Origin of the sequence: Spirosoma sp. 209 (assembly GCF_002006735.1) — a bacterium.
Lineage (GTDB): Bacteria > Bacteroidota > Bacteroidia > Cytophagales > Spirosomataceae > Spirosoma > Spirosoma sordidisoli.
This window is the reverse complement of the sequence record NZ_MVEC01000003.1, coordinates 96,229-109,304: the sequence shown is the minus strand read 5'-3', so window position 1 is coordinate 109,304 and position 13,076 is coordinate 96,229. Positions and strand designations below refer to the sequence as shown.

General features: G+C 55.9%; 12 protein-coding genes. 5 read left to right on the top strand and 7 right to left on the bottom strand.

Annotated features, from left to right (window positions below; all coding sequences use genetic code 11):
* Positions 1-339: 339 nt before the first annotated feature.
* Positions 340-1,122: a bifunctional 2-polyprenyl-6-hydroxyphenol methylase/3-demethylubiquinol 3-O-methyltransferase UbiG gene (locus tag B1C80_RS06170; RefSeq protein WP_077920197.1), complete on the bottom strand. Its 783-nt coding sequence runs from the start codon at positions 1,120-1,122 to the stop codon at positions 340-342.
* 142 nt (positions 1,123-1,264) lie between these two features.
* On the opposite strand from B1C80_RS06170, the gene B1C80_RS06165 reads away from it, so the two are divergent.
* Both B1C80_RS06165 and rlmB read left to right on the top strand, forming a co-directional pair.
* Complete coding sequence (locus B1C80_RS06165; RefSeq protein WP_077920196.1) at positions 1,265-2,704, top strand: GWxTD domain-containing protein; 1,440 nt, start codon at positions 1,265-1,267, stop codon at positions 2,702-2,704.
* A gap of 30 nt (positions 2,705-2,734) precedes the next feature.
* A complete protein-coding gene (gene rlmB, locus B1C80_RS06160) occupies positions 2,735-3,532 on the top strand; it encodes a 23S rRNA (guanosine(2251)-2'-O)-methyltransferase RlmB (protein WP_077920195.1) in 798 nt (265 codons plus the stop codon).
* Between the two features lie 10 nt (positions 3,533-3,542).
* Here the strand turns inward: rlmB and B1C80_RS06155 are convergent, their stop codons facing one another.
* The 5 genes from B1C80_RS06155 to B1C80_RS06135 form a co-directional block, all read right to left on the bottom strand.
* Positions 3,543-4,700, bottom strand: a complete 1,158-nt coding sequence (locus B1C80_RS06155; protein ID WP_236648651.1) for a glycosyltransferase family 2 protein — start codon at positions 4,698-4,700, stop codon at positions 3,543-3,545.
* Positions 4,701-4,817: 117 nt separating this feature from the next.
* Entirely contained in the window at positions 4,818-5,393 is a 576-nt protein-coding gene (locus tag B1C80_RS06150) for a phosphatase PAP2 family protein (RefSeq protein ID WP_077920194.1), read from the bottom strand.
* A gap of 46 nt (positions 5,394-5,439) precedes the next feature.
* Positions 5,440-6,354 (bottom strand): sugar phosphate isomerase/epimerase, encoded by a 915-nt coding sequence (locus B1C80_RS06145; RefSeq protein ID WP_077920193.1) that lies wholly within the window; start codon positions 6,352-6,354, stop codon positions 5,440-5,442.
* 122 nt (positions 6,355-6,476) lie between these two features.
* On the bottom strand, positions 6,477-7,478 hold the full coding sequence (gene trpS / locus B1C80_RS06140) for a tryptophan--tRNA ligase (protein WP_077920192.1): 1,002 nt from the start codon (positions 7,476-7,478) through the stop codon (positions 6,477-6,479).
* A gap of 2 nt (positions 7,479-7,480) precedes the next feature.
* Positions 7,481-9,751, bottom strand: a complete 2,271-nt coding sequence (locus tag B1C80_RS06135) for an NADP-dependent malic enzyme (RefSeq protein ID WP_077920191.1) — start codon at positions 9,749-9,751, stop codon at positions 7,481-7,483.
* Positions 9,752-9,891: 140 nt separating this feature from the next.
* On the opposite strand from B1C80_RS06135, the gene corA reads away from it, so the two are divergent.
* The 3 genes from corA (at position 9,892) to B1C80_RS06120 (ending at position 12,339) form a co-directional block, all read left to right on the top strand.
* Complete coding sequence (gene corA / locus B1C80_RS06130) at positions 9,892-10,842, top strand: magnesium/cobalt transporter CorA (protein ID WP_077920190.1); 951 nt, start codon at positions 9,892-9,894, stop codon at positions 10,840-10,842.
* A 115-nt stretch (positions 10,843-10,957) separates the two neighbouring features.
* Positions 10,958-11,779, top strand: a complete 822-nt coding sequence (locus tag B1C80_RS06125) for a mechanosensitive ion channel family protein (RefSeq protein WP_077920189.1) — start codon at positions 10,958-10,960, stop codon at positions 11,777-11,779.
* Between the two features lie 104 nt (positions 11,780-11,883).
* Positions 11,884-12,339 carry a hypothetical protein gene (locus tag B1C80_RS06120; protein ID WP_077920188.1) on the top strand — a complete coding sequence of 152 codons (456 nt, stop codon included), beginning with the start codon at positions 11,884-11,886 and terminating at the stop codon, positions 12,337-12,339.
* Positions 12,340-12,356: 17 nt separating this feature from the next.
* Here the strand turns inward: B1C80_RS06120 and B1C80_RS06115 are convergent, their stop codons facing one another.
* Positions 12,357-12,983 carry a methyltransferase domain-containing protein gene (locus tag B1C80_RS06115; RefSeq protein WP_077920187.1) on the bottom strand — a complete coding sequence of 209 codons (627 nt, stop codon included), beginning with the start codon at positions 12,981-12,983 and terminating at the stop codon, positions 12,357-12,359.
* Between the last annotated feature and the right edge of the window lie 93 nt (positions 12,984-13,076).

Below are 13,076 nucleotides of genomic sequence, written 5' to 3'. Positions count from 1 at the left end.
TAATTCGATAGGCGAACCTCGCACTATCGTACTGCCATCAAGTAAAGAAAAGGCCACTCGGTTGTTGGACACCCGACGGGTAAAACGAACCGGCAGGACTAGGAGATAATTCGTAAAGCTGCCTGCCATCGACGCCGGTCAGGCTGTCTAAAAAGACAGAATCGGCAGTCGGCTGACCAGGCCAGCTTACAAATCGACTAGTAAGTTAAGTGGCTAACTTGATTAATGCCAGCCCTGGCCCAATAAATGAGCGCCTGCATGGGTTTTACGGAGCAAAGGGCCGATAACGTAGCCTCTTTGTAACCATAGTTGGATGAGCGGTCCAGTAGGCCTGCTGGCTTACTTCGTCGCAATATAGAAAAAATCCAGGCTACCGGCCGGATCGGAACTGGTCAGGTAGTCGGTGTAATCGATCTCGGCAGCCAGCCCATCGGCCTGTAACAGTCGGTTTCGGTTCAGCCGGTTCATGATGTCATAAGGAACCTGAAGAAGCCGCCGGGGCAGCCGATACTGCAGGTTGAAAATATCGAATCGGGTCAGCTTCTGCACCGAGGCTTTGTTCTGCTCGTAATAGGTCATGACTTTTTCGTTGCCATGAATGCCCTGCGTATCGACCGTCTTGAAGTAGCGGTTGATGAGCGCTTTTAGCTCACCGGCCGTGTACTCCCGAACGTGCCAGGGATTGCGGGTGAGCGAAAACGTTTTGTTGACGGTGGTCAGCAGCAGTTTCCCGCCGGGCTTCAGTACCCGATGGGCTTCCCTGATGAACAGATCGTCATTTTCAATATGCTCGATAACCTGAAACGTTACAATGAAATCGAAGGTATTGTCGGGCAGTGGCTTCCCGTCGGCACCACTCAGCGGAGGAATATTGGCGGCAATGAAGGTAGAGGCCGGATACGCAGCGCTCAGTGCCGTAATGAGTTCGGTGTTTTTGTCGATGCCTGTATACTGGGAGGCTGCTTTGGTGAGCAGCTCCAGCCCCCGACCCCAGCCGCAGCCGATTTCGAGTACATGGCCCGTAACCATCGTGGCGGCTTTAGTATATGGATACAGTAACCGCTGGTGAACAGGGTTATCGGACGCAATCTCGGCGGAGGTAATCTCAGTGGTCTTATACATGCGTTTGCAATTCGGACAGTAAAATTACTCTTTTGTAGAAGTAAAGAAAAATGAACCGGCTTCATAACCCGAACGCCCCCCATTTTTCGTTATAGGCAGACAAGTGATCTGATCGATACTAATCGCCTGCGAATCTCTGATTATGCGAACGCTGTTTATACTATTCTTTATTGCCCTGGTATCGGCCTGCTCGAGCAGCAAGCCGTCGCAGAAAGACCGGGCTACGGCCGAGTACGAAGCCCGAACGGCCGCGTCCCGAAATGCGCCCGCAACGGGTAATCGACCCGCCAGCCCTCCCTTATCCGCCAACCCCGGCAGTAACGAGCGTCGTCCCGACAACCGACCGTCGGCGGCAGCGCCTGTCCGGATTGCCGATGGACCGGTTAATGCCACCGATGCCATGGCTACCAACAAACCCACTACGGAGTGGGCTGTGACATCAATCAAAGGAAAGTTTCTGGCGATCGACTCCTCTACCGTCCGGGTTTTCATGGACATCACGGCCCGGACCCCACAGGGCGAAGTCGTTACCAATCCCGCTGATTTTGCCAGTCATTTCATCATTGCGTATGTGCTCTACCCGGATTACAACAACCGCGAACGGCTGGGGTACGGCAATGTACCCCTAACGGCACAAAACGTCAGCTACGATGGTCATTACCTGACGATCAGTTTTGATGTTAATCGGCCCAAAGAAGCGGCCAGTGCCATTCTGCTGACCGAGTTTACCGAAATCAACTCAGGCACCAAGGCGCGCAACGACCTGGCTGTGCGTTTCAGAGGCCTTCGGCTGAGTGATCGGTTCACCCTGTACGGGAAAAATGGCCGGAAGCCGGAGCTTCGTAACTATGTCAACGCGGGCGATACCGTGGTTATCCGCGATGTGAACGGTACGAGCAAACCGCTGTTTGGCTTCCGCTATCGGCACGAGTTCGACGCGGCTTCGTCGCCCATGAATACCTCGCCCCGGCCGGCGCCCAAATCACTCAATGTCGACTCAACACTGACCATTACGACAAATCAGCCGTTTGTTCTGCCCAAAGAAGGCCTGTATTATTTTATGGAAGATACCACCGATGCCAGCGGCATTGGCCTGGTTGTGGCAGACAAACGATTTCCGAAGATGACGCGCCCCGAGAAGCTCATCAGGCCGGTACTGTACATGAGTACCAGTACCGAAATTGGTGAGTTGAACCAGGCCCAGGATACCAAAAAAGCCTTTGACCGGTACTGGCTCAGCCTCATGTCGGGTAATGAGGAAGTAGCCCGCCGAACGCTGAAAGCCTATTTTGATCGGGTTGAAGAAGCCAACCGTCTCTTTACCAGTTATAAAGAAGGCTGGAAAACCGACAAAGGCATGATTTATATCGTGCTGGGAGCGCCTGATCGCGTACAGCGGAACCGCGAGCGCGAAGTGTGGGTTTATAACCGTCGGGCCAACGTTCCGGAAACCAACTTTACGTTCACCAAAAAACCGAACCAATTCGTAGAAGACCATTACGAGCTGGTTCGCTACATCGAGTATCAGCCAATCTGGTACCCTATCGTAGAAGCCTGGCGAACAGGAACGATTCGGGAGTAAGCGCCCGGTCCGGTTTTATATTTACTATCAATGCCCCAGCAGTCTAATCGTAATTTTCGCTCCCGTCCACAGTTTCGTCCCCAGCCGGACGAGATGGTATTTGGTATCCAGTCCGTTCTCGAAACGCTTCGGTCCGATCAGCAGATCGACAAGCTGTACATGGAAAAGGGGCTCAGTCATCCCGACATCCAGAATCTGGCCTTCCAGAACCGGGTCACCATCCAGCGCGTACCCGTCGAAAAACTCGACCGCCTAACGCGCAAAAACCACCAGGGGGTTGTTTGCCTGGTGGCGCAGGTGCAGTACGTCAAACTCTCCAACGTCATTGGCGATGTGTTCGAACGGGGCGAAACGCCGTTTTTTCTGCTGCTCGACCGCATCACCGACGTCCGTAATTTCGGAGCTATTGCCCGTACGGCCGAGTGTACCGGAGTGCAGTGCATCGTTATTCCGGGGCGGGGGGCTGCGGCTATCAACTCCGACGCGATGAAAACGTCGTCGGGGGCGCTCAACCATATATCGGTTTGCCGGGAGCCTGACCTGACCGAAACGGTCAAGTACCTGCAGGAGTCAGGGATTACGGTAGTGGCCTGTACCGAAAAATCGAACCGGGATCTGTACGAACGCAGCACCGATCTGACTGGCCCGATTGCTGTCATCATGGGGTCTGAAGAAGACGGTATTTCTCCCGAACTGCTACGAATGACCGATACGCACGTGAAAATTCCGCTGCTGGGTTCAGTAGGGTCGCTCAACGTATCTGTAGCTACCGGCGTCGTTCTGTATGAAGCGGTACGGCAGCGAACCATGCAGCAACAGGCTGAGTAGTAAGCCCCTGTTACGTTTGTAAAAACGCACGCAGCGTCTGGATGGCGGTTGTGATCGGAACGGGTTGCCAGTGAGCCGCCCACCGGCCTGCCGCCATTTTTTCGTCTACTTTTTCCCACAGCTGCCCGAAGTAAGGCGCGATCGCAAACTCCGTCGCCAGCCAGGTGGGGTCGATCAGCAACCCCTGGGCAATACTGACCAGACAATCGGGCTGGCTGTTCTGCGCCCGGCGGAGCCAGCAACGACGAAGCCGGTGCCGGTGTCGGATGCGGGTAATGACGGCTTCAGCTGGTTCGGCCAGTTGCCGCTGCCCCGAGAGCCCCATGGTTGCCCAGTAGCGCAACTGCTCGGAAAAGCCGATCTCTACCTGGCCCTGGGTGCGGGTCGACGTAAATACCCGCACGTTGGGGCTTTTCCGGACTTTGGCATCGGTCCGGAGCATAGCCCGATAAAAGGCTTCATCTTCCAGAAACGGCTTTTCCGGCAACCCACCCGCCTGGCGATACATGCGGCAGGTAACGGCAATACTGGCGCCAAAATGTTGAAAATGCCGGGGCCAGGGATCGTGGGGGTGAGGGTCGAGCCGGGCTTCGACCTGCGCCACGAGGGTCCTGTACATAACGTCGCGGAGGTGAAAAAGTCGTACGGCACTCCCGTCGGGTCGGGTTAGTATCCGTCCTCCCACGGCGTCGCTCCCGTTTTCAATCTCACACAGCGTATAATAGATCCATTGACTATCAACGACCGTATCGCCATCGGTAGAGGCAATGATGCCGTTGGAATTCCCGACCGTGGTCAACCGCCGGCAGGCCGCATCCATCAGTAACCGCCGTACAGTGCCGATATTAGCCCGGGCGGGAGGCAGGGTAATCTGTTCAATCAACAGGGGAAAGTCGGGATGCTGCTGCTGATACCGCCGGGCCACGTCGTACGAACAGTCGGTACAGTTGTTGGCCAGCAACAGAACTTCAAAAATAATGGGGTTGATAGCCTGCCCGCTCGCGTTCTGCTGGTTCCGCAGCGCATCGAGGGTATCGGTCAGGTGATGGGCTTCGTTCCGGACAGGGACAACCACGCTGATTTTCAGGGACGAAGAAGGTGGCGAGTCAAAAAGAGGTCGGTCGGTCGGGGTATCGGGCAGAACACCGGTACTAGCTGGCTTCATCATAAGCTACCCTAAACGTTGAGTCGTCTTGAACTGTAGGGTAGGTTGACAACGGCTTGTAAAACCGGATTGTTAGGCTATACGTCGAACCCCGCCGGAATTCGTGCAAACGGGACAAATTCAGGCAGTCCGCTGCTGGCTGGACCGTCGTTGAAGCGCCCGGTAGATCCGGGTACAGAGTACCGCAGCCAGCACGCCGATGCCCGCGCCGGCCAGTATATCGAGCGGATAGTGAGCGCCTACGTAAATACGGCTGTACGCCACAAAGGCTGCCCACAAATACACCCATTTGACCTGCGGATATTCCCGACCTACCAGCAACCAGAGTCCTGTTGCCAGGGTAAAAGTGTTAGCTGCATGCGATGAGGCAAACCCATACAGCCCACCGCATTCCAGCACCGGGTGGATCAGGGGCTGGAGCGCCGGCTCGTGGCAGGGGCGTAGGCGCAGGGTAAGGGGTTTGAGCAGGGCCGATGCGGTCTGATCACTCAAAACCACCGCGGCAACGAGCGTCAGAATATAATACAGCGCCTGTTTCCGGTAGCGAACCGCCAGCCAGCCAATCAGCAAGGCATAGAAAGGGAACCAGCTGTTACGCTCCGTGGCGAAAACCATAATGGGGTCGAGCCAGGGAGCGTGCTGGCCGTTGAGCCAGAGAAAAAGGTCGGTATCGAGTCGGTTCAGAGCGTCGCGCATGGGGCGCAAAGGTAAAGGCGGTACGTAAATCCCTCCCGGAAATAGATTATAACACCAGAAACTGGCTCAGGTAATTACGGGCGGTGAGTATGGCATTCTGTACGTCTTCCGGGCTGCCTTCGTAAGCTTTGTCCTCTACTTCGATGCAGACGGGCCCCCGGTAGCGAACATCGGTAAGGGCCGCGAAGAAATCGCGCCAGCGAACGTCGCCGAGGCCGGGCAGCTTGGGCGAGTGGTATTCCAGCGGGTTGGCCATGATCCCGACGCGGTTCAGTTTGTCGCGGTAGACCTTCACGTCTTTGAGGTGAATATGGTGCAGCCGGTCGCGGTAGTCGTAGATGGGCCGTACCTCGTCCATCATTTGCCAGACCAGATGGCTCGGGTCATAGTTGAGCCCCAGTACCCGTGATGGAATAATCTCGAATAGCCGGTCCCAGATGGCGGGAGTCGTGGCCAGGTTTTTACCGCCCGGCCATTCGTCGTCGGTAAACCACATAGGGCAGTTTTCGATACCGATCCGGACGTTATTTTCTTCGGCTTCCTTCACGATGGCGGGCCAGTGCTGGGCAACCAGTTTGAGATTCTCCGCTACGCTCAACGATGGGTTTCGACCAATAAAGGTGTTTACCACCGGGATACCCAGCCGCGCTGCCGCCCGAATAATTTTCCGGATGTGTTCGCGGTAAAATTCAGCCTTTTCCGGGTCCGGGTCGAGGGGGTTGGGGTAATAGCCAAGGCCCGAGATCGAGATACCGTACTGACGGGTCAGTGCGTGCACCTGCTCAACGTTCAGCTTGTCGACGTTCAGGTGCGTGACGCCTGCGTACCGGCGGGCGTCGGCGTTGTCGGCGGGCCAGCACATCAGTTCAACGCATCGGAATGAGTGCTCCGAAGCAAATTTCAGCACGCCGTTGAGGTCATAATCGGCCAGGATTGCCGATACAAAGCCGAGGTGTAACATAAGGGGGGAGTAGGAAATAGATACCGTTCAAAACTATCAATAGCCATTGAGTTCAGCAACCCTGGCCGGTGCCGTTGGTTTCCCGAGACGAAAGCATTTCGGGAAACCAACGGCTGGGCTGGTCAGTTGAAGCCGAGCTTCTCGCGCACGCGGGCAATGGTCTGACTGGCTACGGCGCGGGCTTTTTCTTCGCCGGTGCGCAGTTCCCGCTCCAGCTCATCGTTGTTGGTCATGTAGAACGTAAACCGCTCGCGCTCGGTGGCGTATTTCTGAACGATCAGCTCGTAAAACGCTTTCTTGGCCGACCCGTAGCCGAATCCGCCGGCTTCGTAGAGCCCGCGCATCTCCCGAATCTGTTCGTCAGAAGCCAGCAGGCTGTAGAGCTGAAACGTAATGTCGGTATCCGGGTTCTTGGGGTCTTCGAGGGCCGTTGAGTCTGATTTGATTTTCTTGATCACCTTATACAGCTCGTTTTCGGGCAGGAAGATGTCGATGTAGTTGTTATACGACTTACTCATCTTCTTGCCGTCGATGCCGGGAATGACCATGAGCCGTTCGTCGATCCGGGCTTCGGGCAGAACCAGAATGTCAGCGCCTACCGACCGGTTTAGGGCGCCGGCTATATCGCGGGTCATTTCAATGTGTTGCCGCTGGTCTTTACCCACCGGAATCACTTCGGCATCGTACAGCAGAATATCAGCCGCCTGCAGAACCGGGTAGGTGAACAAACCGGCGTTGATGGCGCTGGCGGCATTGCTACCGGCTTCGGCGGTCAGCTTCTCCGATTTATCCTTGAACGAAGTCGCGTTCTCCAGCATCGGCACCGGGGTAAAGCAGTTCAGGTACCAGGCCAGCTCGGTATGCTCCGGCACCCGCGACTGCCGCCAGAAGGTAGTGCGGCTGGTGTCGAGGCCAAAGGCCAGCCAGGTAGAGGCTATCGCGCGGACGTAGTCGCGCCGGGTGTTGCCATCGCGCAGGCTGGTGAGCGAATGCAGATCGGCAATGAACAGAAACGAATCGTTGCCGGGGAGCAGCGACAGATCAATAGCGGGTTTGATAGCCCCCAGAATGTTGCCCAGATGCGGTCGACCGCTCGACTGGATACCGGTTAAAATACGTGCCATTTTTATTCCTTCCCTTGTGCTTCTACGACCGCAATAGCGACCATGTTAACAATTTCACGTTCTGAAGAGCCCAGCTGAAGTACGTAAACGGGTTTACGTATACCCAGCAGAATGGGGCCGATGGTGTCGAAACCGGCCGTTTCGCTCATCAGGTTATAGGCAATGTTGGCTGCCGACAGATTCGGGAAAATCAGCGTATTGGCGCCTTCACCAACCAGCTTGCTAAACGGGTGGTTCTGTTCCAGCAGTTCGGTGTTGAAAGCCAGGTGGGCCTGTATTTCGCCGTCTACGATCATATCGGGATGCCGCTGTTGCAAAATCTCAACCGCCCGGTTCATCTTCTCGGCATCTTCGCCTTTGGCGCTGCCGAAGTTCGAGTACGTAACCAGGCCTATGCGCGGTTTGATGTTGAACCGCTCGACGGTGCGGGCGGTCAGTTCGGTAATTTCAACGATTTCTTCGGCCGTCGGGTTGAAGTTTACGGTCGTGTCGGAGAAGAACAGCGGGCCGCGTTTGGTGAGCAGGATGTACATACCCGCTACTTTTTTGACGCCCGGTTCTTTGCCAATGACCTGTAGGGCCGGCCGGATCGTGTCGGGATACGAACGCGTCAGCCCCGAAATCAGCGCATCGGCCTCGCCCGTCTCTACCATCATCGCTCCGAAGTAATTGCGATAATACATCAGCTTGCGGGCCTCGGTCGCGTTGACGCCCTTGCGTTTGCGCTTGTCGAAGTAGATGTCGGCAAACCGCTGAATCAGCCCGGCCTGTTCGGGCGAACGCGGATCGATGATCGGTATCTGCCCCAGGTCGAGGTTATTATCGAAGATGATTTTCTGAATTTTGGCTGCTTCACCCAGCAGAATCGGGTAGGCAATTCCATCATCGCGTACCTGCTGCGCGGCTTTCAGCACTTTCAGGTTTTCGGCATCGGCAAACACAACCCGTTTGGGGTTGGTCTTGGCCGTGGTCAGGATAACCCGCGAAATCTGGTTGTCATGCCCCAGTCGCCGGGCCAGCTGGGCTTCGTAGGCGTCCCAGTCGGTAATGGGAGAGCGGGCCATCCCTGACTCGATGGCGGCCCGGGCAACGGCCGGTGCGACAGTAGCCAGCAGCCGTGGGTCAACGGGTTTGGGTAAAATATAGGTACGGCCAAAGACCATGTTATCCTGCCCGTAGGCCAGGTTAACAATGTCTGGAACGGGCTTTTTGGCCAGGTCGGCCAGGGCATAGGTTGCCGCCAGCTTCATGGCTTCATTGATTTCCGTAGCCCGTACGTCGAGAGCACCCCGGAAGATATACGGGAAGCCCAGCACGTTGTTGACCTGGTTGGGGTAATCGGACCGGCCGGTTGCCATGATGATGTCGGGCCGGGCGGCCATGGCATCGTCGTAGCTGATCTCGGGCGTCGGGTTGGCCATGGCAAACACAATCGCGTCGGCCGCCATGGTGCGGATCATGTCCTGGCTGACGATGTTGCCTTTCGAGAGACCAACAAACACATCGGCTCCGACAAAGGCTTCGGCCACCGATTTTATGTCACGGCTGGTCGCGAAAGGCCGGGTAATGTCGTTGAGGTCCGTACGATCCGTGCGCAGCGGGCCGTTCACATCGAACATCACAATGTGCTCGGTTTTGGCACCAAGGGCCACATACTGCCGGGCGCAGGAAATAGCCGCAGCACCGGCGCCGAGTATGACAAACTGCGCCGTTTCAATTTTTTTATTGACCAGCTCGAGGGCATTGAGCAGGGCTGCTCCACTCACAATGGCTGTACCGTGCTGGTCATCGTGCATGACCGGAATATTCAGCTGCTGCCGCAGCCGTTCTTCGATTTCGAAACACTCGGGGGCCTTGATGTCTTCGAGGTTTACACCGCCAAAGGTGGGCTCCAGAATCTTGACGGTCCGGATAAACTCCTCGGGGTCGCGGGTGTCGAGCTCGATATCGAATACGTCGATATCGGCGTAGATCTTGAACAGGAGGCCTTTGCCTTCCATAACCGGCTTACTGGCTACGGCTCCGATATCGCCCAGGCCCAGAACGGCCGTACCGTTGCTGATAACGGCAACCAGGTTACCCTTGGCCGTGTATTTATAGGCATCGTCGGCATTGGCTTCGATGGCCAGACAGGGCTCCGCTACGCCGGGCGAGTAGGCCAGGGAGAGGTCACGCTGGGTATTATATTCTTTGGTAGGAATGACTTCAAGCTTACCCGGACGCCCTTTGGCGTGGTAATCGAGGGCATCTTCACGCCGGATTTTCTGCTGCATAACGGTTTGTTGCTGATGGATACTGTTCTACGGTTCGGGAGCGCGAAGGTACGGAAAGGGGGCGAAATTCAGCGGTTGTTTTGGTGGTAGCGCGCAATCTGCGAACTTCGCGGCCGAACGCTTATCTGCTCAACCATTGCATGATCCGAATCTTCCAGCAGGACGAAACAGCCGTCCGTAAAATCCGCGATATCGATTCATTCTCTGATACAGAGCGAACACTCTGGGTCGATCTTCAGAACCCGACAGCGGCCGAAATCAAAAGCGTGGAAGAAAAATTCGACGTCGATTTTCTGAGCCAGCAGGAGCAGCTGGAGATCGAAAGCTCATCGCGCTACATCGAGGAAGACGATTACCTGATTGCCAATTCCAACTTTCTGGTGCCTGACCCCGAACATCGCTACATAACGGTACCGGTTAGTTTTATTCTTAAAGACGATACGCTGTTCACTTACCGGAACGCTGACCTGAAATCATTTGCCGATACCGTAAAACGGATCAAGTCGCGCCGGGCCCTGTTTAGCGACGGGGCTCAGATTCTGATTTCGATCTTCGAGTCACGGATCGATTACGATGCGGACCTGATCGAAATGGTGTCGGGCGAGATCAAAGCCATCAACCGGATGCTCGACCTGGATGCGAACCTGGACCGGGAAATGCTGCTCAATATCAACGACTACCAGGAGCTGACCATGAATATCCGCGAAAATGTGGTCGACAAACAGCGGGTTATTTCGTCCATGATCCGGTCAGACGGCTGGTTCAGCGACGCCGAGCAGCAGCGGCTCCGTACCCTGATCAAAGATATTGGTTCGCTGATCGATCATACGAATTTCATTTTTGAACGGCTCGAATTTCTTCAGAATACATACCTCGGTCTGATTGATCTGGAACAGAACCGGATCGTTAAAATCTTCACCGTTGTGTCGCTGGTGTTTCTGCCGCCTACGCTGCTGGCCAGCATCTGGGGGATGAACTTTGACGAGATGCCCGAAATTCACTGGAAGTACGGCTATGCGTTTGCGCTGGCGATGATGGTGCTGTCGTCGGCCCTGACGGTATGGGTTTTCCGGCGTAAGAACTGGCTGTAAGCTAAACCCGACCTGGTTTATTCGGCGGCCTGCTGTCTGTTTTTCCGAAGGCCTTCCGGCAGAGTTACCTTTCTGAATGTGCGCGTCTGAGGGGTGAACTAAACCGGACGTACCCATGGAGAATGCTCAGGAAAGCGCACAGCGCATCTACGAACAGGTAATCACTTTCGCTACGCTGTATGGCGGCCGTATTGTGCTGGCCATACTTACTCTCACTGTCGGCCTTTGGCTTATTGGCTGGATAACCCGGCTGCTGTCAACGATCATGACCAGGCGGCATGTAGACCGCGACGTTCAGCCCTTTTTGCTTTCATTAGTCAATGGAACATTGCGGGTGCTGCTCCTGCTCAGCATAGCCAGTACCCTCGGCGTGGCCACCACATCGTTTGTAGCCATTATCGGAGCGGCTGGCCTGGCAGTGGGGTTAGCGTTACAGGGCAGTCTGGCCAACTTTGCGGGTGGGGTGCTTATTCTGATATTCAAACCATTTCGGGTGGGCGACCTCATTAGTGCACAAGGCTTTACGGGACATGTTGAAGCTATTCGTATTTTCGATACGACCCTCGTTACGCTCGATAATAAAACCATTATTCTGCCGAACGGCCCCCTGTCGACTTCGGCCATCACCAACATCAGTACCAAAGGAGTTATTCGCGTTGATCAGGTCTATACCGTTGGTAGTCAGAACGATATCGACATCACCGCAGCTTCTATACGGGCGGTCGTCGATGCGTGTCCGTATGCGCTCAAAGATCGGGACCATGACGTGCTGATTGCCAGGCTCAATGCCAACTCCCGCGAGTATGACGTTCGGGTCTGGACAAAGAGCGACACCTACTGGGAAACCCATTACTACCTGCTCGAAAACATGGCGAGGCAGTTTGGGAAAGACGGTATTCAGGCTCCCAAGCCCCAACTGTATGTGACGAATGAGTAGCCAGCCGGGTCGAACTGGCTAACTTTTCTACCCTCCGGTAGCTCGGTTCGCCCGAACAACTTGCTGCCGGGCGGGTTGGATACATAGAACGTACTCAGCGAATCATGTCTACAACGATAAATCCTGCCCTTACCCAGGCCCTCGGCAGCGGGCTGGCCGGTGCCCTGGCGCTGAATGTGCTGCACGAAACGGTTCGGCAGTTTGTGCCCAACGCGCCCCGGGCCGATGTGCTGGGTATGCGCAGTATTCAGAAAGGGTATCGGAAAGCGGGGGAGCAGCCACCTACCGGCAATGCCCTCTATGGTCAGGCCATGCTGGGTGATATCATTTCGAATGGCCTGTATTACAGTCTGGCCGGTCTGAGCGACAGGCAGCCGGTAGTAGCCGGGGGTGTGCTGGGGCTCCTGGCGGGAGTGGGAGCGGTGACGCTTCCCGGGCCTATGGGGCTGGGCGAAGCGCCCACCAACCGCACGTCAGCCACGGTAGCCATGACTGTGGGTTGGTACCTGTTTGGCGGCCTGGTTACGGGTGTGGTCCTGGACCGCTGGAAAAAAAGCTGATAAACGGACCAGGCTGGTTATACAATTTCGTCGGGCCGACGATACCCGACAACTGCAAACAAGGGGTCGCCCCAGCCACGCGGGCTACGGTCCAGCAGGGTAATTGCCTCAAAAGCGCCGGCCTGCTCGTAGTAGCTGCGAACCAGTTGCTGATGGCCCACGTCGTCGAGTGCCTGCCAGATCGCCACCGCCTTTGTGGGGAACATACGGTTGGAGAAAACGGTTAGAAAGGGCGCCCCAGGTTTCAGCACCCGGCCCAGGTCGCGGTAAACGGCAACGGGATTGGTGAGGTACTGAACCGATACGGTTACCATGCCGCCATCGAAGGAAGCTGTCTCGTAGGGGAGTAGTGGCTGCTGGTTGAGGTTCTGCACAACGTAATCGGTCAGCCGGGGATTGGCGCGTAGTTCGGTTTCGTTCATGCCCAGACCCGTTACCTGTCGATACGCTACGTCGTCGGGGAGATGGCTGACCCAGCTGCTCATCAGATCCAGAATGGCTCCGTTGGCCGGCAGGTATTCGCGAAACAGCGCTGTCGTAGCCTCGATGGCCCGGTCATCGATGTGGTTGACCAGCCGGGGCTGGATGTAAAACCGGGCGTCATCGGTTTCGTCGTATCGCTGAAATGCTTGGGCTGGTATCATAAAGCAGGCGGTTAAGGCTGGTCTGTTTAACGAAGTGATTTACGTGGATGTTTTGTTGGCCCCGTGCCAGAATGTGCGCTGGAATAGCGTACT

Bases quoted from the DNA above. Each gene is read 5' to 3' on its own strand.
- B1C80_RS06170 (WP_077920197.1), bottom strand. From the start codon at position 1,122: ATGTATAAGACCACTGAGATTACCTCCGCCGAGATTGCGTCCGATAAC.
- B1C80_RS06165 (WP_077920196.1), top strand. From the start codon at position 1,265: ATGCGAACGCTGTTTATACTATTCTTTATTGCCCTGGTATCGGCCTGC.
- rlmB (WP_077920195.1), top strand. From the start codon at position 2,735: ATGCCCCAGCAGTCTAATCGTAATTTTCGCTCCCGTCCACAGTTTCGT.
- B1C80_RS06155 (WP_236648651.1), bottom strand. From the start codon at position 4,700: ATGATGAAGCCAGCTAGTACCGGTGTTCTGCCCGATACCCCGACCGAC.
- B1C80_RS06150 (WP_077920194.1), bottom strand. From the start codon at position 5,393: ATGCGCGACGCTCTGAACCGACTCGATACCGACCTTTTTCTCTGGCTC.
- B1C80_RS06145 (WP_077920193.1), bottom strand. From the start codon at position 6,354: ATGTTACACCTCGGCTTTGTATCGGCAATCCTGGCCGATTATGACCTC.
- trpS (WP_077920192.1), bottom strand. From the start codon at position 7,478: ATGGCACGTATTTTAACCGGTATCCAGTCGAGCGGTCGACCGCATCTG.
- B1C80_RS06135 (WP_077920191.1), bottom strand. From the start codon at position 9,751: ATGCAGCAGAAAATCCGGCGTGAAGATGCCCTCGATTACCACGCCAAA.
- corA (WP_077920190.1), top strand. From the start codon at position 9,892: ATGATCCGAATCTTCCAGCAGGACGAAACAGCCGTCCGTAAAATCCGC.
- B1C80_RS06125 (WP_077920189.1), top strand. From the start codon at position 10,958: ATGGAGAATGCTCAGGAAAGCGCACAGCGCATCTACGAACAGGTAATC.
- B1C80_RS06120 (WP_077920188.1), top strand. From the start codon at position 11,884: ATGTCTACAACGATAAATCCTGCCCTTACCCAGGCCCTCGGCAGCGGG.
- B1C80_RS06115 (WP_077920187.1), bottom strand. From the start codon at position 12,983: ATGATACCAGCCCAAGCATTTCAGCGATACGACGAAACCGATGACGCC.